At 40.7% G+C, this 19,074-nt stretch carries 21 protein-coding genes; all 21 read left to right on the plus strand.

Going from position 1 to position 19,074, the window contains the following annotated elements:
- The 21 genes from fliQ (at position 1) to proS (ending at position 19,033) form a co-directional block, all read left to right on the plus strand.
- Positions 1 to 270, plus strand: coding sequence for a flagellar biosynthesis protein FliQ (gene fliQ, locus ACQKKO_RS14540; protein WP_498648387.1), 270 nt, complete (start codon positions 1 to 3; stop codon positions 268 to 270).
- Positions 270 to 1,046: a flagellar biosynthetic protein FliR gene (gene fliR, locus ACQKKO_RS14545; protein ID WP_498648389.1), complete on the plus strand. Its 777-nt coding sequence runs from the start codon at positions 270 to 272 to the stop codon at positions 1,044 to 1,046. Before fliQ ends, fliR begins: the two co-directional genes overlap by 1 nt.
- 16 nt (positions 1,047 to 1,062) lie before the next feature.
- Entirely contained in the window at positions 1,063 to 2,157 is a 1,095-nt protein-coding gene (gene flhB / locus ACQKKO_RS14550) for a flagellar biosynthesis protein FlhB (RefSeq protein WP_498648655.1), read from the plus strand.
- A 20-nt stretch (positions 2,158 to 2,177) separates the two neighbouring features.
- Complete coding sequence (gene flhA, locus ACQKKO_RS14555) at positions 2,178 to 4,220, plus strand: flagellar biosynthesis protein FlhA (protein ID WP_498648391.1); 2,043 nt, start codon at positions 2,178 to 2,180, stop codon at positions 4,218 to 4,220.
- Positions 4,217 to 5,317 (plus strand): flagellar biosynthesis protein FlhF, encoded by a 1,101-nt coding sequence (locus ACQKKO_RS14560; protein WP_498648392.1) that lies wholly within the window; start codon positions 4,217 to 4,219, stop codon positions 5,315 to 5,317. Before flhA ends, ACQKKO_RS14560 begins: the two co-directional genes overlap by 4 nt.
- Positions 5,304 to 6,197, plus strand: a complete 894-nt coding sequence (locus tag ACQKKO_RS14565) for a MinD/ParA family protein (protein ID WP_498648394.1) — start codon at positions 5,304 to 5,306, stop codon at positions 6,195 to 6,197. Before ACQKKO_RS14560 ends, ACQKKO_RS14565 begins: the two co-directional genes overlap by 14 nt.
- A 13-nt stretch (positions 6,198 to 6,210) precedes the next feature.
- Positions 6,211 to 7,257: a protein-glutamate methylesterase/protein-glutamine glutaminase gene (locus tag ACQKKO_RS14570; protein WP_498648396.1), complete on the plus strand. Its 1,047-nt coding sequence runs from the start codon at positions 6,211 to 6,213 to the stop codon at positions 7,255 to 7,257.
- A 17-nt stretch (positions 7,258 to 7,274) separates the two neighbouring features.
- Complete coding sequence (locus ACQKKO_RS14575; RefSeq protein WP_498648398.1) at positions 7,275 to 7,913, plus strand: chemotaxis protein CheC; 639 nt, start codon at positions 7,275 to 7,277, stop codon at positions 7,911 to 7,913.
- A complete protein-coding gene (locus ACQKKO_RS14580) occupies positions 7,906 to 8,391 on the plus strand; it encodes a chemotaxis protein CheD (RefSeq protein WP_498648400.1) in 486 nt (161 codons plus the stop codon). The genes ACQKKO_RS14575 and ACQKKO_RS14580 overlap by 8 nt, the downstream gene beginning before the upstream one ends.
- Positions 8,392 to 8,434: 43 nt before the next feature.
- Positions 8,435 to 9,211 (plus strand): FliA/WhiG family RNA polymerase sigma factor, encoded by a 777-nt coding sequence (locus tag ACQKKO_RS14585; RefSeq protein WP_498648402.1) that lies wholly within the window; start codon positions 8,435 to 8,437, stop codon positions 9,209 to 9,211.
- Positions 9,212 to 9,224: 13 nt separating this feature from the next.
- Complete coding sequence (locus ACQKKO_RS14590) at positions 9,225 to 9,527, plus strand: hypothetical protein (RefSeq protein ID WP_498648404.1); 303 nt, start codon at positions 9,225 to 9,227, stop codon at positions 9,525 to 9,527.
- A 12-nt stretch (positions 9,528 to 9,539) separates the two neighbouring features.
- The gene (locus tag ACQKKO_RS14595; protein WP_498648406.1) at positions 9,540 to 9,995 is read left to right on the plus strand and encodes a hypothetical protein; all 456 of its coding nucleotides are present in this window, start codon (positions 9,540 to 9,542) and stop codon (positions 9,993 to 9,995) included.
- A 150-nt stretch (positions 9,996 to 10,145) separates the two neighbouring features.
- Positions 10,146 to 10,880, plus strand: coding sequence for a 30S ribosomal protein S2 (gene rpsB / locus ACQKKO_RS14600; RefSeq protein WP_498648408.1), 735 nt, complete (start codon positions 10,146 to 10,148; stop codon positions 10,878 to 10,880).
- Positions 10,881 to 10,983: 103 nt separating this feature from the next.
- Positions 10,984 to 11,868, plus strand: a complete 885-nt coding sequence (gene tsf / locus ACQKKO_RS14605; RefSeq protein WP_498648410.1) for a translation elongation factor Ts — start codon at positions 10,984 to 10,986, stop codon at positions 11,866 to 11,868.
- A 91-nt stretch (positions 11,869 to 11,959) separates the two neighbouring features.
- On the plus strand, positions 11,960 to 12,682 hold the full coding sequence (gene pyrH, locus ACQKKO_RS14610) for a UMP kinase (protein WP_498648411.1): 723 nt from the start codon (positions 11,960 to 11,962) through the stop codon (positions 12,680 to 12,682).
- On the plus strand, positions 12,679 to 13,236 hold the full coding sequence (gene frr, locus ACQKKO_RS14615) for a ribosome recycling factor (RefSeq protein ID WP_498648413.1): 558 nt from the start codon (positions 12,679 to 12,681) through the stop codon (positions 13,234 to 13,236). Before pyrH ends, frr begins: the two co-directional genes overlap by 4 nt.
- A gap of 102 nt (positions 13,237 to 13,338) precedes the next feature.
- Entirely contained in the window at positions 13,339 to 14,106 is a 768-nt protein-coding gene (uppS, locus tag ACQKKO_RS14620; protein WP_498648415.1) for an undecaprenyl pyrophosphate synthase, read from the plus strand.
- 21 nt (positions 14,107 to 14,127) lie between these two features.
- On the plus strand, positions 14,128 to 14,934 hold the full coding sequence (locus ACQKKO_RS14625) for a phosphatidate cytidylyltransferase (protein WP_498648416.1): 807 nt from the start codon (positions 14,128 to 14,130) through the stop codon (positions 14,932 to 14,934).
- Between the two features lie 41 nt (positions 14,935 to 14,975).
- Positions 14,976 to 16,121 carry a 1-deoxy-D-xylulose-5-phosphate reductoisomerase gene (locus ACQKKO_RS14630; RefSeq protein ID WP_498648418.1) on the plus strand — a complete coding sequence of 382 codons (1,146 nt, stop codon included), beginning with the start codon at positions 14,976 to 14,978 and terminating at the stop codon, positions 16,119 to 16,121.
- A 24-nt stretch (positions 16,122 to 16,145) separates the two neighbouring features.
- Positions 16,146 to 17,393, plus strand: a complete 1,248-nt coding sequence (gene rseP / locus ACQKKO_RS14635) for an RIP metalloprotease RseP (RefSeq protein WP_498648420.1) — start codon at positions 16,146 to 16,148, stop codon at positions 17,391 to 17,393.
- Between the two features lie 29 nt (positions 17,394 to 17,422).
- Positions 17,423 to 19,033, plus strand: coding sequence for a proline--tRNA ligase (gene proS, locus ACQKKO_RS14640; RefSeq protein ID WP_498648422.1), 1,611 nt, complete (start codon positions 17,423 to 17,425; stop codon positions 19,031 to 19,033).
- Positions 19,034 to 19,074 lie beyond the last annotated feature (41 nt).

The following is a 19,074-nucleotide window of genomic DNA, read 5'->3' on the forward strand; positions in this document are numbered from 1 at the left end:
ATGAGTCAGGAATTTGTTATAGGCATTGCAGAAAATGCCGTATGGACCGTGCTGCTTGTTGCAGGCCCTCTTCTTATCATTGCATTAGTGCTAGGGCTTTTAGTTAGTATCTTTCAAGCAACAACACAGATCCAAGAACAAACGCTTGCGTTTATTCCAAAAATCGTCGGAGTATTAATCGCTCTTATCGTATTTGGACCTTGGATGTTAGGGCAGATTACTAATTTCACTTACCAAATTTATTCTAACTTACATCGGTTTATTGGATAATGACACAGCTTGCGGCCTATTTGCCAGCCTTTTTATTGATCTTCATACGTGTTAGTTCGTTTATGGTTGTGTTGCCTCTTTATTCTCATCGGTCAGTTCCAGTGATTTTTAAACTAGGACTTTCCATTATGCTTGCATGGATTATGGTGCTAGCCTTTGATATACCTGAGCTTACGTTTAATTGGAATTATATTTTACTCATTATAAAAGAAGTTGCTGTGGGGTTGGCCGTTGGTCTTGCAGCCATGATTTTGCTTTATGCGATACAGGTGGCTGGTGGGCTGATAGATTTTACGATGGGATTTATGATTGCAAATGTCGTTGATCCACAAACAGGAGCCCAAAGTCCTTTAACCGGCGGATATTTATATACCTTTGCTTTGTTATTTCTTCTGACAGTGAACGGACATCACTTGTTACTTGATGGCATTTACTATAGCTATCAATACGTCCCAATCGATCAACTATCCGTTCCTTTTGGAGACGAACAAGTACTAAATCAAGCAGTATCAATTCTTGCAACGATGTTTATTGTTGCCGTGCAAATTGCATTTCCGATTGCAGGCTGTTTGTTCTTAGTTGATTTGGCTTTAGGGTTGGTTTCAAGAACCGTTCCGCAAATGAATGTGTTTGTTGTAGGGATGCCCTTAAAGATTCTAGTAGGGCTTCCACTCATTATGGTTTACATGGCTGTATTTATGATGATTGTCCAAAAGCTGTTTCAAGAAACAATCCTCGTAATGAGAACACTTCTTCAATTACTTGGGGGTGGGTAAGACCTTGTTGATAAAAATGAATCTGCAATTGTTTGCAGATGAAAAAACAGAGAAAGCCACACCCAAAAAAAGAGATGAAACGAGAAAAAAGGGGCAGGTACCAAAAAGTACAGATGTTAATACCTCTCTGATGATGCTCATTGTTTTTCTCTTTCTCTGGATGTACGGCGGAGAAATGATTGTCTCTATGTTCGCTGATATGCAGAGAGAGATGTTCACGAACTACTTGATTACGGAAGTTACAGCACAATCGGTTGCTGAGCTGTTTCTTACCATCTCAACTCAGGCGCTTTTGGCTGTTCTTCCAATTATGCTCCTAGCTGCCTTTGCTGGTTCATTTGGAAGCTTTATACAAGTAGGGGCCATGTTTACGACGGAACCATTAAAAGCAAAACTAAACAAATTAGATCCTATTAAAGGCTTTAAACGCATTTTTTCTGCTAGGTCACTTGTTGAGTTAGTGAAATCTGTATTAAAGATTTCGTTTGTTGGGGCAACGGTTGTTTTTATCATTTTGACTCATCTGGATGAGGTGCTTCTCTTGTCTCAGAAATCCATCACAGATGCGATGGGGGTGATCGGCTGGTTAACGGTCCTTATGGGGCTCGCTGTAGCGATCTTACTCATGATTCTCTCTATACCAGATTATATCTATCAGCGATTTGACCATGAGAAGCAAATTCGAATGTCAAAAAAAGATATCAAAGACGAGCATAAAAACATAGAGGGTGATCCTCGAATCAAATCAAAACGAAAACAAAAGCAGATGGAGCTTGCGATGCAGCGCATGATGCAGGAAATTCCGAATGCAGATGTGGTTATTACAAACCCTACGCACTTTGCTGTTGTATTAAAGTACGACGAACAGAAAGCAGAGGCGCCATATGTTGTGGCAAAAGGAGTAGACTTCTCTGCTCAACGTATTAAAAAGCGCGCCGGGGAGCATGGCATACCGATGGTTGAAAATCGAGTGCTTGCAAGGGCCCTTTATCATCAAACAGAGATCGGTCAGCAGGTGCCAACCGATTTGTTCAAATCAGTGGCTGAAGTATTAGCGTACGTGTATCGATTAAAAGAATCGCATAGCGCGAATAGTCATCTTAAAAACTAAGGAAGGGAGGCGTAACAAGTATGAAAGCAAAGGATTTAGCTGTATTGTTTGGAGTTATCTTAATTATCATCATGCTCATTATTCCACTTCCACCTCCCATACTTGATGTATTAATCATTTTTAATATTTCATTGTCCCTTTTAATTATTTTAGTGGCTATGAACACAACTGATTCACTGCAGTTTTCGATTTTTCCAACGTTGCTGCTGTTAATTACGCTGTTTCGCTTAGGTTTAAGTGTGTCTACCACTCGCTCCATTTTAGGGAATGCGGACGCTGGAAATGTCATTGATACCTTTGGAAACTTCGTAATCGGAGGGAATGCAGTTGTCGGGTTTGTAGTCTTTATCATCCTGGTTGTTATTCAATTTATCGTTATTACAAAAGGTGCGGAAAGGGTTTCTGAAGTGGGAGCCAGATTTACGCTCGATGCGATGCCTGGAAAGCAGATGAGTATTGATGCTGATTTAAATGCAGGGTTAATCTCTGATGCAGATGCGAAACAACGCCGTGAAAAAATTGAAAAAGAAGCAGACTTTTATGGATCAATGGATGGTGCAAGTAAGTTTGTTAAAGGGGATGCGATAGCTAGCATCATTATCGTGGCCATTAATATGATTGTTGGGCTAATTATCGGTATGATGCAAATGGGAATGGATTTAAATACTGCAGTTGTAACGTACACCCTACTAACAGTTGGTGACGGACTTGTTAGCCAGATACCGGCATTATTAATCTCTACAGCGACAGGAATTATCGTTACTAAGGCTGCTTCTGACGGCAGTTTAAGTAATGATATTACAAAACAAATTTTAGCTTATCCAAAATTATTATACGTTACAGCAGGGACGATCTTTTTATTAGGTGTCGCTACTCCCATTAGTAAAATCTTAACGTTTTCAATGGCTGGCTTACTTGCATTCGCAGGCTGGCGACTACATAACATACAAACACGTGAAACAAATCTGGAGCTCGCCCCAGATATACCTGAGGAAAGTGACTCTGAAGAAATGCGCTCTCCTGAAAATGTTGTCAATCTACTACAAATTGATCCAATTGAATTTGAATTTGGATATGGACTGATTCCACTTGCAGATGCGAACCAAGGTGGGGACCTACTCGACCGGGTTGTTATGATTCGCAGGCAAATGGCGATTGAGCTAGGGATGATTGTCCCGGTTATTCGTATTAGAGATAATATACAACTACAAGCGAATGAATACGTTATTAAAATTAAAGGCAATGAAATCGCTAAAGGGGAAGTTCTTCTAGATCACTATATGGCTATGAGTCCAGGGTTTGAAGATGATAGCATCGTAGGAATTGAAACGATTGAACCAGCCTTTGGTCTTTCGGCATTATGGATTGGTGAAGAAATGAAAGAACGAGCGGAAATGTCAGGCTACACGGTCGTTGATCCGCCATCCGTTGTTTCCACACATTTAACCGAGATTATTAAACGCCACGCTCATGAGCTTTTAGGCAGACAGGAAACGAGACAGCTGATTGATCACCTGAAAGAAACGTATCCGGTCCTTGTGGAGGAAACAACACCTTCCTTGTTATCCATTGGTGATGTTCAGCGTGTGCTAACCAATCTCTTAAAAGAACATGTGTCAATTCGTAACCTGCCAATGATTTTTGAGACACTAGCAGACTATGGTCAAATGACTAAAGATATGGACTTGCTAACGGAATATGTTCGTCAGTCATTATCAAGGCAAATCTCAACTCAGGTTTCCACTAAAAATGAGCCGCTGTACGTAGTAACCATGAGTGGAGCGGTAGAGAAGCTAATTGCTGATGCAGTTCAACAAACGGAGCATGGAGCCTTCTTATCAATGGATCCTGCTCATTCTCAAAAAATCTTAGATTCTGCAGTTGAAGAAACCAACCGGTTATCTCAAATGGGGCAGTCAGCCATTTTATTGTGTTCGCCTGCTGTCAGGATGTATGTAAGGCAGTTACTCGAAAGGTATCTACCAACAGTTCCAGTTCTCTCATATAACGAACTGGAAGTCGATATTGAAGTCCAAAGTGTCGGAGTGGTGAACGCAGAATGAAATTAAAAAAGTTTCAAGTAGAATCAATGCCTGAAGCCTTACAACAGATTAAGAATGAATTAGGTAGTGAGGCGGTTATTCTTCATACTAAGGAGATTTCAACAGGTGGATGGTTTGGTTTTTTTGCTAAAAAGAAACTAGAGGTAACAGCGGCGATTGATCCAGCTAAAGCTGCTATTGCTCCAAAACGACCACAACCGTCCCTACAGCAATCACAAAAAGAAATCGTGTCTAATCAGGTGCCGATCCCCCGCGTACAGTCATTGTCGTCATCATCTCAACTTGAGGCGCCTGTACTTATTAGACAGATTGACGATGAACTCGGTCTTCATGGGGTGGAAGAATCCATACGTGAGGAATTAAAAGAGGATGCATTTGGATTCTGGTATAGCCAGGAGAAGAAAAACCGAACGCCATCTGCAGTCATTACGTTTACGAGACAATGGTTAAAAAGGCGTTTGCAGAACGTGACGATCGGTCACTCGCTTTTTGATAAGAAATACATGATTTTCGCTGGTCCGACTGGAGTGGGGAAAACCACAACGATTGCCAAGCTAGCAGCAGAAGCTTCAATCAAACATGGAAAAAAAGTAGCGATCTTAACGACCGATACGTATCGTATTGCGGCGATTGATCAATTAAAGACGTATGCTTCGATCTTAAACGTCCCGATTGAAGTAGCTTATTCTTTGGAAGATTTTCATGCGGCGATGGATCAATTCGAAGCGTATGATGTGGTATTAGTTGATACGGCAGGACGTAATTTCACACATGACTTTTATTTAAAAGAATTGCAGAAGACGATTCATCTATCAGAAGAAGCCTCCTTATACGTTGTTTTAGCGCTCACATCTAAATATTCGGATATGGTAGCGGTGCTTGACCAATTTAAACAGCTGTCTGTTCGCCAAGTGATCTTCACAAAGAAAGATGAAACAAATAGCTATGGTGCACTTATCAACGTGTGTTTAAACGAGGGAATCGGAATTGCTTATCTGACGAATGGGCAAAATGTTCCGGACGATGTGCTCCCTGCTAGTGTTGATCATATTGTAGAAGCCGTTTTGGAAGGAATGACACTCGATGGATCAAGCTGAAAGTTTAAGGCAATTGATGAACCAATCAAGTGAGGCACGAGTCATTGCAGTTGCGAGTGGCAAAGGTGGAGTTGGAAAGTCTAATTTATGTGTGAATGTCGCCATCAGTCTTCATTTAACCGGTGCACGAACAGTGATTTTAGATATGGACAGCGGAATGGGAAATGTTGATGTCATCATGGGTGTCCAGCAAGCCCATCACTTACTTGACATGATTAAGCTGCGACTAGCTGTTTGGGATGTCATTGAAACAACGTCATACGGTATCTCTTATATAGCAGGTGGCACAGGACTTAGTGAGATGGCTTCGTTTTCTCAAGATGATCTGTCTTACTTTCAACAGCAATTACAAACACTTGCTGGTCACTTTGATTATATATTTCTTGACTTAGGTGCAGGTGTAACAGAGGAGAGCTTAGAGCTGCTTTCTTCTGCAAATGATCTGTTTATTGTTACTACACCAGAACCTACAGCTTTAACGGATGCCTATAGCTTGTTAAAACAATTAGCACTATTGACTGATTTGCCACAAATCTATGCAATTGCCAACCAAACGGATTCGACTCGTGAAGGAGATCTAACACTTTCAAATTTATCTCACGTAACTAAGCGGTTTTTAAATATCGACTTACATAAACTCGGTATGGTACCGCATGATCGAACGGTTTCTAAGGCCGTTAAAGCACAAGTTCCATATACGGTTTTTCATAAGCAAGCGAAAGCGAGTGTAGCAACAAAGCAAATTGTTGATTCCTATCTTAAGCTAAGAGGAAACCTGAAGACACCAAATGAAGCTAAACCATTTTTTACACGTTTAGGCAAGTGGTTTAATGGTTCAAAGCTACGAAACAATCAAATGACGAATATAAAGAATAGATAGGAAGACTTAAACGATGAATCAAATTAGGGTGCTAGTAGTAGATGACTCTGCATTTATGCGTAAAGTCGTAACGGATATTTTACAAGCTGATTCTGAAATCTGTGTTGTAGGGACTGCAAGAAATGGTGAAGATGCAACAAGGAAAAATCTAAAGTTAGAACCAGATGTCATTACGATGGATGTGGAGATGCCTGTCTTGGACGGATTAGGTGCTCTAAAGCAAATCATGATCGAACGGCCAATTCCAGTTGTGATGTTAAGCAGTTTAACAAGTATTGGTGCACACACAACCATGCTCGCTATGGAGGCTGGTGCAGTTGACTTTGTTGCAAAAACAAGCGGTTCGATTTCCTTAGACTTATTTACCATCGCAGATCTTTTAAGAGAGAAGATTAAACTAGCGGCTCAGGCGAAAGTTAGGCAACCAATTGTGACAGAGCCTGTGCAACCTGTCTCTATGAAGCTCTCTTCTTTTCTTCATAGACCACAGGAAAGAAAACTAGTGGCTGTAGGGATATCAACTGGGGGGCCAAAGGCATTAAAGGATGTACTAACGAGAATTCCTAGAAACATTGCTGCGCCAATTGTTATTGTCCAGCACATGCCAGAAGGGTTTACAAAATCACTTGCTGATCGCTTAGATTCCTTAAGCGACATTCGTGTAGTAGAAGCAAGTGAAGGAGACGTATTAAAGAATGGAACAGCTTATATTGCACCGGGCGGGAAACATTTAAAGGTTAAAAAGGTAGGTAATCAGTGGATCTGTGCCTTATCAACTGATCCTGCTGTCAACGGTCACCGTCCATCTGTAGACGTTCTCTATCAATCAATCTCATTATTAAATGAAGCCGCTGTAATAGCCGTTGTCATGACAGGTATGGGGTCCGATGGTTCAGAAGGTCTGAAACAGCTAAAAACAAATCATTTATGCTATGCGATCGCTCAATCTGAAGAAACGAGTGTTGTCTATGGTATGCCAAAGATGGCCGTTCGTACAGGGAAAGTTGATCAGGTTGTTCACTTGCAAGATTTGGCGAATCAAATACTAGCTCATTGTTAGTTGGAGGGGTTGTTGACATGAAAAACTATGACTTTATTCATTCAACGCATCTAGATGTACTTCGAGAAATTGGAAATATAGGAGCAGGACATGCTGCCACTTCTTTGTCAGCTCTGTTAGGAAGAAAAATTGAAATGTCTATCCCAGAGGCGACCGTTATTCCGTTTGATCAACTTCCTGACCGTATGGGGGGATCAGAAAATGAAATAGCCGCGATCTTTACTACAGTCACTGGAGATACACCGGGAAGTGTTTATTTTTTCTCAGATGTAACGCAATCAAATACGGTGATTCATCAATTAACGCATCCTCTTTCTGAAGCTACTCATCAGGATCTTGCAGCTCAGTATGGTCAATCTGCTTTTTTGGAAGCAGGAAATATTGTGATTGGTTCGTATCTTTCCGCATTTGCTGATTTAACTGGTTTACAGGTTGCGCGAGGAGTACCAGATTTATCTGTAGATATGGCAGGAGCCATCATCAGTCATGGTTTAAGCCGGTTGTTAATTCAAAGTGATGTTGCAATTTGTATCGACACTCATATGAGAATTGATGGAGAAGCGACGACTAGAAATTTTGGTAGTATACTGCTTCTATTTGACCCGGATTCTTTTATTGTGCTGTTTAATGCCTTAGGAGTCGAGATCGATGAATGATGTGGTCACAATTGGAATGGCAGAGCTCTCATGTTCCAGTCATACAACTACGCTCAGAACCTCTGGATTGGGTTCATGTGTTGGCGTAATCATTTATCAAGAAGGGTCAACCTTCGCTGGGATGGCTCACATCATGCTTCCTTCTGTCACCATTTCAAGAAATCGGCAGCATAAAATCGGTAAATTCGCTGATGTAGCAATTCCGGAACTTGTAAGACTCCTTAAAGCAAAAGGAGCTTCAAGCTACCGTTTAAAAGCTAAAATTGCTGGAGGCGCGCAGATGTTTGCCTCAGCTGGAAATGAAATGATGCGAGTGGGCGAGAGAAATGTCATCGCTGTGAAAGAACAACTAAACGAGTTAAATATTCCATTAGTAGCTGAAGATACAGGTGGGAAAAATGGACGAACCATCAGCTTTGATCCAGCTACTCATGATTTAACCATTCGAACCGTCCACCTAGGAACAAAAGTGATCTAACGCTTGAATGTCGTTGTAAGAATTGAAATGGAGGTGCAGTAAATTGTTAAATGTAGGGATTAGTAAAGAAGAGAAAATGTGGGAAGATTGGTTTAATGACCGAAGTAGAGAGGCGTGTGACCATCTTGTAAGAATGTACCTGCCATTAGTGCAATTTCACGTACAACGTATTTCAATCGGTTTGCCTGGCAGCGTTCGTAAAGATGAACTCACAAGCCACGGTTTATATGGGTTACTGGATGCACTTGAAAAGTTTGATCCAAATCGCGATTTGAAATTTGATACGTATGCTTCGTTTAGAGTCCGTGGTGCAATTATTGATGGGTTACGTAAAGAAGACTGGTTATCACGTTCAATGAGAGAAAAGATTAAACGAGTAGAGGCGGCATCTGAGAAGCTTGAACAACAGGAAGGCAGATACGTGTCAAGTGCAGAGGTAGCAGAATTTCTACATATGGATGAATCAGATGTAGCTCAGATCATGGCTGAGCAATTTGTAGCAAATATTTTATCGATTGACGAGCCAACCCAAGAGGCTGAACGTCAGGAGTCTTTTGCTGCGACCATTGAAGATAAGCTAACTAAAACACCTGAAGCTTCATTAATTGAATCGGCAACAAAAGATGAACTTGCAGAGGTAATCGCAGGCCTCACAGAGAAAGAACAGCTTGTCATCAGTTTATTCTATTATGAAGAACTAACATTAACTGAAATTGGTCATATTTTAGAATTGTCAACTTCACGCATTTCACAGATACATTCAAAAGCCTTGTTTAAACTGCGTCAAGTAATGGAAAAACAAAATCGTTCGTACTCTTAAGGAGGCGTTTGACATGAGCTTTAAGCCAATTGAAGCGTTAGGGTCCTTATCTCATACATTTAAAGCAAGCAAAGCACAAACGCAGCTGCAACAAAGAGTACAGATGAACGAAGTGATGATGGCAGAGGCAGGAAAACAAGCTGAGCAGTTAGCAAGAAAACAAGCACAGGCTTCAGACTTTAAGAAAGAAGCCAGGTTTCAAGGGTCTGGTCAGTCTACTTACGGTAAAAAGAATTCAAAGAAGAAACAGAATAAAAAATCCTCTGCTAAAAGTCAGCACCCAACAAAGGGGACACATATCGATTATTCGATGTAAGGAGGAATGAACATGGCTGTAGCGCTAAGTATCCTTAGCATATGTTTAATTAGTTTTCTTTATCTCAGGGTCCAATCAACCGAACGAAAGCTGACAGAGCTTGAGACACGTTTAGAACATAGTGAACAAACGAGAGAAGAGATGGAGAAATCTCTTCTTGTTTTTGCAGAAGAAATGAAAAGTGGAAACGAACGAATTTTAAGCCAGGTCTCTGATACTAAACCGATGAATGAAAAATCGATTCCAAAGGGTCCCGTAGAAAGTAGCGAAACAGAATTATTACACAAAGACTATCAACCACCCTTGCCCCAAGTGGAACAGGTAGATACGTCTTATCAACCTTCTACACAGGCAACCATTATCACTTTAGAGAAGCAAGGTTTTTCTACGGCTGAGATTGCCAAACGATTGCACATGGGTAAAGGTGAAGTGGATTTAATCATCAAATTTCAACAAAATGCAAACTAGCAGTTGCAACAGCTAGTAACATATGGTACATTAATTAACGGTGTTTATTACACACGCCTCTGATTTTAGTGAGGGTGCTGCTTGTCAGTGTCACTAAAAGATGATGAGTGCGGAGGAAGACAAAAACCAATACAAGAGGAGGTGTTTGATGTGGCAGTTATCTCCATGAAACAATTGCTAGAGGCTGGTGTACACTTTGGTCACCAAACTCGTCGCTGGAATCCTAAAATGGATCGCTACATCTTCACAGAAAGAAACGGTATTTACATTATTGACCTTCAAAAGACGGTTAAGAAAGTTGAGCAAGCGTACAACTTCGTTCGCGATATCGCTGCTGACGGAGGAAAAATCCTTTTCGTTGGTACGAAAAAACAAGCTCAAGACTCAGTAAGAGACGAAGCACTTCGTTGTGGAATGTATTTCATTAACCAACGCTGGCTTGGTGGGACGTTAACGAACTTTGAAACCATTCAAAAGCGTATCAAACGTCTAAAAAACATTGAAAAAATGGAAGAGGACGGTACATTTGACGTTCTTCCTAAAAAAGAAGTTATCCTTCTAAACAAAGAAAAAGATCGTCTTGAGAAGTTCTTAGGCGGTATTAAAGATATGAAGGGTGTTCCTGACGCACTATTCGTCATTGACCCTCGTAAAGAACGTATTGCAATTGCTGAAGCTCACAAGTTGAACATCCCAATCGTTGCGATTGTTGATACAAACTGTGATCCAGATGAGATTGATTATGTAATCCCTGGTAACGACGATGCAATCCGCGCTGTTAAACTTCTAACTGGTAAAATGGCTGACGCTGTAATCGAAGCAACAGCTCATGAAGAGCAAGCAGAAGAAGAAGCGGAAGTTGAAGAAGAAACAACTACAGCTTAATCTCGTTTCCAAAAGGGTCGTAAGGGGGAAGCCCTTTACGACTCTTTTTGTTACGTTTGAATGAAAACATTTTGATCTATAATAATTAGGAGGCGTTCACATTATGGCAGTAACAGCTAGCATGGTAAAAGAATTGCGTGAAAAAACTGGCGCAGGTATGATGGATTGTAAAAAAGCATTAACAGAAACTAATGGTGACATGGAGAAAGCGATCGATTTTCTTCGTGAAAAAGGAATTGCAAGTGCTGCTAAGAAAGCAGATCGCGTAGCTGCAGAAGGACTAGCTACTGTTGTAACTGATGGAAACAAAGCAGTTATCATTGAAGTGAACTCTGAAACAGATTTCGTTGCTAAAAACGAAGGATTCCAAACGCTTGTTAAAGAGCTTGCTGAGCATCTTCTTGCAAAAGAACCTGCTACAGTTGAAGAAGCACTTGAGCAACCATTTAAAGATGGTAGCACAACCGTTCAAGAACACATTAATAGCGCAATCGCAAAAATCGGTGAAAAGCTTTCTCTTCGTCGTTTTGCAGTTGTTGCTAAAGAAGATGGAGACGTGTTTGGTGGATACCTTCACCAAGGCGGACGTATCGGTGTGTTAACGGTTCTTGGTAACTCATCCGATGAAGATCTTGCTAGAGACGTTGCAATGCACGTTGCAGCGATTCGTCCAACATATGTATCTCGTGATGAAGTAGAAGCGGAAGAGGTAAACCGTGAGCGCGAAGTACTTAAGCAACAAGCTCTTAACGAAGGCAAGCCTGAGAATATCGTTGAAAAAATGGTAGAAGGCCGTCTAAGCAAATACTTTGAGCAAGTTTGTCTTCTAGATCAGCCGTTTGTTAAAGATGGCGATCAAAAAGTTGGTAAATTCCTTGCTGCTAAAAACACAACAGCTAAATCGTTTGTTCGTTTTGAAGTAGGAGAAGGCATGGAAAAACGTGAAGAGAACTTCGCAGAAGAAGTTATGTCACAAGTAAACAAATAATATATGAAGAGGGACACCTACGTGTCCCTTTTTTCAAAGAAAAGACATAGACGGCGAGTGTTAAGTCGCTTTAAACTGATGGAGGGTAACGATGAACAAGTATAATCGAGTTGTGTTAAAGTTAAGTGGAGAAGCGTTAGCTGGCGAATTAGGATATGGAATTGACCCTAGTGTTATTCAATCAGTTGCCAAGCAAGTAAAAGAAATTGTAGAATTAGATGTTGAAGTTGCTATTGTTGTAGGTGGAGGAAACATCTGGCGTGGAATGGCAGGAAGTGCAAAAGGAATGGACCGTGCAACTGCTGACTATATGGGTATGCTAGCTACTGTTATGAATTCACTGGCCCTACAAGACAGCTTAGAGGATATTGAAGTACAATCTCGAGTACAAACATCAATTGAAATGCGCCAAGTGGCTGAGCCATACATCAGAAGAAAAGCGATCCGTCATCTTGAAAAGAAACGTGTAGTCATTTTCGCTGCAGGTACTGGGAATCCTTATTTCTCAACAGATACAACAGCGGCATTACGTGCAGCTGAAATTGAAGCAGAAGTCATTCTAATGGCTAAAAATAAAGTGGATGGTGTTTATAGTGCCGATCCATCTATTGATGAAAATGCTGTGAAGTACAAAGAAATTACATATATGGATGTGCTTAAAGAGGGTCTGGCAGTAATGGATTCTACAGCGTCATCCCTATGCATGGACAACGATATTCCATTAGTCGTATTCTCTATTCTTGAAGAAGGAAATATTAAACGAGCGGTTCTAAAAGAAGATATTGGAACCATTGTGAGGGGGACAAACGCATGACAACTGAAGTAAAACAACAAGCGTCTGAACGTATGACAAAAGCAATTGATTCATTGCGCAGAGAGCTCGCAAAACTTAGAGCAGGTCGCGCAAACCCGGCTATCTTAGACCGTGTAACAGTTGAATATTATGGTGCACTTACACCATTAAATCAACTTGCTACAATCTCAGTTCCAGAAGCTCGTTTATTAGTTATTCAGCCTTTTGATAAGTCTTCAATTGCTGATGTTGAGCGGGCTATTCTTAAGGCAGATCTTGGACTTACACCTTCTAATGATGGTCAAGTGATTCGTATTGCGATTCCTGCACTAACAGAAGAGCGTCGTCGTGATCTAGTGAAAATCGTCAAAAAATCTGCTGAGGATGCGAAAGTTGCGATCCGTAACATTCGTCGTGATGCAAATGACGATCTTAAGAAGCAACAAAAAGATGGCGAGCTTACAGAAGACGACCTAAGACAATCAACAGATGAAATTCAAAAGCTTACAGATCAATTTATTGCGATCTCAGATAAAGAAGCCGATCAAAAAGAACAAGAAGTTATGGAAGTGTGAGCGATTTCCATGTAAAATGAATCAAGAATAAGACCCTCTAACTCAGGGGGTTTTTTATTCTTAACGTTTTACGTTACTGTTAGATAGATGGAGGGCGCACGAATGCTTGAGATATTTTCAAAATGGAAAGCGAACTTAACATCAGCTGAATTACCTGATCAAGCAGAGGAAGGCAAGCTTCCGCAGCACATCGCCATCATCATGGACGGCAACGGTAGGTGGGCTAAGCAAAAAGGGTTACCTCGTATTGCTGGACATCGAGAAGGAATGAAGGTTGTTACCAAAATTGTTCGAGTAGCAAGTAACATGGGTATTGAGGTTTTAACACTTTACGCATTTTCTACAGAGAATTGGAAGAGGCCTAAAAAAGAGGTAGATTATTTACTTGGATTGCCTGAGCGTTATTTAAAAGCTGAACTACCGAAATTAATTGAAAACAATGTACAGGTTAGACTCATCGGAACAACCGATCATCTACCGGACCACACGTTGAGAGCAGTGGAAAAAGCAGTGAAGGACACGGAGTTTAATACAGGTATGATCTTAAACTTTGCCTTAAACTACGGAAGTCGTTTTGAAATGCTAGAAGCAATGAAAAGCATCGGAAGATTAATTGAAGAAGGCAAATTATCAGCCGATTCATTAACGGAAGAAACAATACATGCACACTTAATGACTTCACAATTAAATGATCCTGATCTATTAATTCGAACAAGTGGAGAAATCCGTTTGAGCAATTTTATGCTTTGGCAGCTTGCCTATAGTGAATTCTGGTTTACAGATGTATTATGGCCGGACTTTGGGGAACAGGACTTTGTGGAGGCCATTGCGGTATACCAGAAACGAAAACGCCGATATGGCGGGGTGTAAGCTTAAGGGGGCTGACTCAGTATGAAACAGCGTATTATAACGGGTGCTGGATTTGGCATCATTATGATTGCGATGATATTTTTAGGGGGAACTCTGTTTAACCTAGCTGTGAGTATTACAGCAACGATTGCGATGGTTGAACTGTTAAAAATGAAAAAAATGCAGGCCATGTCTATTACAGGTTTGACTGGTCTGCTTTCCATGTGGATATTATTAATACCGGCTGAATGGTTTGGGGCCATATTTCCATTCCCATTTACGAAAGTAGAACTGTTCATCTTTTTTATCTTAATTATGCTTATGCTAACTGTGTTAACAAAAAATACATTTACATTTGATGAAGTGGGATTCTTAGTTGTATCTTCTGTGTATGTTGGATTTGGGTTCCATTATCTAATGTTAACGAGAGACACCCCTATTATTGGCATGTCCCTTGTCTTTTTTGTTATCCTGTTAATCTGGACAACCGATTCAGCGGCTTACTTTGTTGGACGAGCTATTGGGAAAAATAAGCTGTGGCCAGATATTAGTCCGAATAAAACCATTGAAGGCTCGCTTGGTGGCGTTTTGTTCGCACTAATTATTGGAACCGTCATTTATTTTGTATTGCCAGATTTGTCGACATACATATCGTTTTTAACTGCATTTGGTATGATGCTGATCGCTTCTATATTTGGTCAAATTGGGGATCTCGTTGAATCGGCTCTAAAGAGACATTATTCGGTCAAAGATTCTGGAAATGTGTTGCCGGGTCATGGTGGGATCTTAGACCGCTTTGACAGCTTAATCTTTGTCCTTCCGATTCTGCACCTCATTCAACTAATTTAAGGATACACCAATAGAAAAAGCACAACTTGGAGAGTGATCATTTGAAGCACATTAGTTTATTAGGTTCAACTGGATCAATCGGAACACAAACATTAGATGTCATCAGATCAAATCCCGATCACTTTAAACTAGTTGCCTTATCAGCAGGATCGAATATTGAACTAGTTGCTAGTCAAATTCGCGAGTTTCATCCTTTACTTGTTAGTGTTAAAGGAGAAGAAGAAGCTCGGAAGCTAAAGCTCGAAGTAGGAGATTCCACGATCATTACCTCAGGGGAAGATGGTTTAATGGAAGTTGCCTGTCATCAAGATGCAGATGTTTTAGTTAATGCTGTCATTGGTAGTGTAGGTCTGAAACCAACACTTGCAGCTATTAAAGCTGGACGTGATATTGCCATTGCAAATAAAGAAACACTTGTAACAGCTGGTCATATTGTAACCACTGAAGCGAATAGACATGGAGTAGCACTTATTCCAGTGGATAGCGAGCATTCAGCAATATTCCAGGCATTAAATGGAGAAGATCCTACATCAATTGATCGTCTTATTGTTACCGCATCAGGTGGTAGTTTTCGGGAGCGGTCCCGTGATGAGCTTCAAGGTGTGACTGTAGGTGAAGCATTAGCCCATCCAAACTGGTCTATGGGAGCAAAAATTACAATTGACTCTGCGACCATGATGAATAAAGGATTAGAAGTCATTGAAGCTCATTGGCTATTTCAAATTCCATATGATCAAATTGAAGTTCTAATGCATAAAGAAAGTATCATACATTCTATGATTGAATTTCGCGATCGAAGTGTGATGGCTCAGCTAGGAACCGCTGATATGCGTTTACCTATCCAATATGCGTTAACGTATCCGGAGCGACTTGCACGTGAGACGGCAGAAAGGTTAAACTTGTGGGAACTAGGAAAGCTTCATTTTGGCAAATTAGATATGGAGCGTTATCGTTGCATGAAGTTTGCCTATGATGCCGGACGCGCTGCTGGTACAGTGCCAACCGTATTAAATGCTGCGAATGAAATAGCTGTCGCTGCATTTTTAAACAATCAAATCTCCTTTTTACAAATTGAAGATTTAATTGAAGCATCACTAGATCAGCATATTCGAATTTCTGAGCCTAGTTTAGATGAAATCTTAGAGGCTGACGCGCGAACAAGACAGTTTGTTCAATCAAAATTGTAACAAGAAAGGCGGAGAAGTTTAACATTGAATACATTACTTTCATTTCTGGTTATTTTCAGTGTACTTGTATTTGTTCATGAGTGGGGGCATTTGTACTTTGCTCAAAAAGCCGGAATTCTCTGCCGTGAGTTTGCAATTGGTATGGGTCCAAAGCTTTTCTCGTTCAAACGTGATGAAACCATTTATACTGTTCGTCTCCTTCCCATAGGTGGGTTTGTGCGAATGGCTGGGGAGGATCCGGAGCAAGTATCGATCAAACCAGGTTATGAAGTGGGACTAGTTCTGGACGCACAAGACAAAGTGACAAAGATTTATGTGAACAACAAGTCAAAGCATCCTGAAGCACAGGTGGTTCAGGTTGAACGAATTGATCTAGAACGAGAACTAGTGATTGAGGCGTTTAATGATGAGGATGAACTCATTACCTATCACGTTCACGAACGAGCGGATATCATTGAAGATGAAGTTCCGAATCAAATTGCCCCATATGATCGTCAATTTGGTTCAAAATCAGTCGGAAAACGATCTTTGGCTATTTTCGCAGGACCTTTAATGAATTTTGTATTAGCCTTTTTCTTATTTGTGATTGTTGCAGCCATTCAAGGCCTGCCAACACCTGAAGTAGCAGCTGTTGCTGAGGACTCAGGTGCAGAGGCGGCAGGAATTGAGCAAGGTGACGTCATCCAAAGTATTAATGGTGAAGACGTTTCTACTTGGAGACAGGTGACATCTATAATAGAAGATAACCCTAATTCTACGATTACTGTTGGGTTAGAGCGAGATGGACAAATGATTCAGCTTGATGCGAATACGATTTCAGTTGATCTAGGTCCCGAGCAAATTGGTCAATTAGGTGTAGGCCCAGTTATAAAACAAGATTTTGGTGCAGCAATTTTAGAAGGGTTTATTAAACCATACGAAGTCGTTATATCTATTTTTAAAACGCTTGGTACAATCATTACGGGTCAATTTTCACTAGATTATATTGCTGGTCCAGTTGGCATTTATAATATTACTGGAGAAGCAGCGTCACTAGGTATTCTTACATTGATTAATTTTGCTGCAATGTTAAGTATGAACCTTGGGATCGTAAATCTATTGCCCATTCCAGCTATGGATGGAGGCCGACTTGTTTTCCTAGGCTATGAGGCTTTAAGAGGAAAACCAGTTGATCCTCAAAAAGAAGGAATGATTCAATTTGTTGGATTTGCCTTTTTGATGCTTCTTATGATTGTAGTCACGTGGAACGACATTAGTAAATTGTTTATGTAGAGATCATTCCTAGAAGGGAAATAAGGATTATGAGACAAAAAACATTTTTGTTACCAACATTACGCGATATACCTTCCGATGCGGATGTGAAAAGTCATCAACTGATGCTTCGTGCAGGGATGATGAGACAGAATGCTGCTGGGGTATACACGTATTTACCGCTTGCAAAACGAGTCATATCAAAAGTAGAAGCGATTGTTCGTGAAGAACTTGAAGCGATTGATGTGCAGGAGTTAACTCTTCCAAGCTTACATCCATCTGAGTTATGGCAGGAGACTGGAAGATGGGACAAAATGGGAGATGAGCTTATTCGTCTGAAAGACCGTCATGGACGAGACTTTGCGCTCGGACCAACTCATGAAGAAGTCATCACAAGCATTATTCGTGATGCCATTGGTTCTTACAAAAAGCTTCCATTAAACGTGTTTCAGATCCAAACGAAGTTCCGGGATGAACGCAGACCGAGATTTGGATTACTTCGAGGTCGTGAATTCATTATGAAGGATGCTTATTCCTTCCATGATACAGAAGAAAGTCTTGATGAGACCTATCAAGCAATGTATCAGGCATATGAACGAATTTTTACTAGAGTAGGATTAACATTTAGAGCTGTTATTGCCGATTCTGGTGCCATGGGTGGTAAGGACACATTTGAATTTATGGCACTGGCTGAGGTTGGTGAGGATACAATCGCCTATTCAGATACATCAAGTTACGCTGCCAATATAGAGATGGCAGCTGTACAAGCGGGAACCGCAGAAGATTCAAATCCGTCGGTTCAATTTCTTCCAGTTAGAGCAGATGACGAGATTATTGTTCTTTTAGTGGGAGCAAATCATGAATTAAATGAAGTGAAGTCCTTACATGAACTTCATGTGAAGTCTCTTTCTATTCTTAATGATCAAGAGGTACAAGAAACGTTTAATGTTGAAAAAGGATCATTATCTACTCAACATGTGGATGGATACAGAGTGATATCCGATCAGTCCCTTCAAGGTGCCACGTCATTTATGGTACAAAGCACTGGCACTACAGTAGAGTTTGCTGAATTTACCATTGACTCGTACGCAGATTTACGAATGATTGAAGAGGGAGATGCTTCACCTGATGGTCAAGGAACGATTCAGTTTGCTAGAGGGATTGAAATCGGACAAGTATTTAAGCTTGGAACATTCTATTCAGAATCAATGGGAGCTTCCTTCCTAGATCAAAATGGACGAGCAAATCCATATAAAATGGGCTGTTACGGTATTGGGATCTCAAGAACAGTGGCTGCGATTATTGAACAGCATAATGATGAGAATGGAATTGTTTGGCCAGCTGCAGTGGCGCCATTTGATTTACATTTATTAACGTTAAACTCAAAAAATGAAGAACAGGCTGAACTATCAGAGAAGCTTTATACTTCTTTGAAACAATCAGGCTGGGATGTTCTATTCGATGATCGTCCAGAACGAGCAGGAGTTAAGTTCAAGGATGCAGACTTGATTGGATTACCAATTCGAGTATCTGTAGGCAAACGAGCTTCTGAGGGAGTTGTAGAAGTGAAGGTACGTTCAACTGGTGAATCAGAAGACGTACACATTGATAATCTTGCAGACTTGATTCAAAGCAAACTGCAGGAACTCTCAAACGTATAAATGGTTTGGGCTGATCCAATCTTTTGCATCAGCCCTTTTTT

The organism is Alkalihalobacillus sp. NPDC127517 (genome assembly GCF_050276055.1).
GTDB lineage: Bacteria > Bacillota > Bacilli > Bacillales > Bacillaceae_D > Alkalicoccobacillus.

Coding starts and splice junctions, on each gene's coding strand:
- fliQ (WP_498648387.1), top strand. CDS start 1: ATGAGTCAGGAATTTGTTATAGGCATTGCAGAAAATGCCGTATGGACC.
- fliR (WP_498648389.1), top strand. CDS start 270: ATGACACAGCTTGCGGCCTATTTGCCAGCCTTTTTATTGATCTTCATA.
- flhB (WP_498648655.1), top strand. CDS start 1,063: ATGAATCTGCAATTGTTTGCAGATGAAAAAACAGAGAAAGCCACACCC.
- flhA (WP_498648391.1), top strand. CDS start 2,178: ATGAAAGCAAAGGATTTAGCTGTATTGTTTGGAGTTATCTTAATTATC.
- ACQKKO_RS14560 (WP_498648392.1), top strand. CDS start 4,217: ATGAAATTAAAAAAGTTTCAAGTAGAATCAATGCCTGAAGCCTTACAA.
- ACQKKO_RS14565 (WP_498648394.1), top strand. CDS start 5,304: ATGGATCAAGCTGAAAGTTTAAGGCAATTGATGAACCAATCAAGTGAG.
- ACQKKO_RS14570 (WP_498648396.1), top strand. CDS start 6,211: ATGAATCAAATTAGGGTGCTAGTAGTAGATGACTCTGCATTTATGCGT.
- ACQKKO_RS14575 (WP_498648398.1), top strand. CDS start 7,275: ATGAAAAACTATGACTTTATTCATTCAACGCATCTAGATGTACTTCGA.
- ACQKKO_RS14580 (WP_498648400.1), top strand. CDS start 7,906: ATGAATGATGTGGTCACAATTGGAATGGCAGAGCTCTCATGTTCCAGT.
- ACQKKO_RS14590 (WP_498648404.1), top strand. CDS start 9,225: ATGAGCTTTAAGCCAATTGAAGCGTTAGGGTCCTTATCTCATACATTT.
- ACQKKO_RS14595 (WP_498648406.1), top strand. CDS start 9,540: ATGGCTGTAGCGCTAAGTATCCTTAGCATATGTTTAATTAGTTTTCTT.
- tsf (WP_498648410.1), top strand. CDS start 10,984: ATGGCAGTAACAGCTAGCATGGTAAAAGAATTGCGTGAAAAAACTGGC.
- pyrH (WP_498648411.1), top strand. CDS start 11,960: ATGAACAAGTATAATCGAGTTGTGTTAAAGTTAAGTGGAGAAGCGTTA.
- frr (WP_498648413.1), top strand. CDS start 12,679: ATGACAACTGAAGTAAAACAACAAGCGTCTGAACGTATGACAAAAGCA.
- uppS (WP_498648415.1), top strand. CDS start 13,339: ATGCTTGAGATATTTTCAAAATGGAAAGCGAACTTAACATCAGCTGAA.
- ACQKKO_RS14625 (WP_498648416.1), top strand. CDS start 14,128: ATGAAACAGCGTATTATAACGGGTGCTGGATTTGGCATCATTATGATT.
- proS (WP_498648422.1), top strand. CDS start 17,423: ATGAGACAAAAAACATTTTTGTTACCAACATTACGCGATATACCTTCC.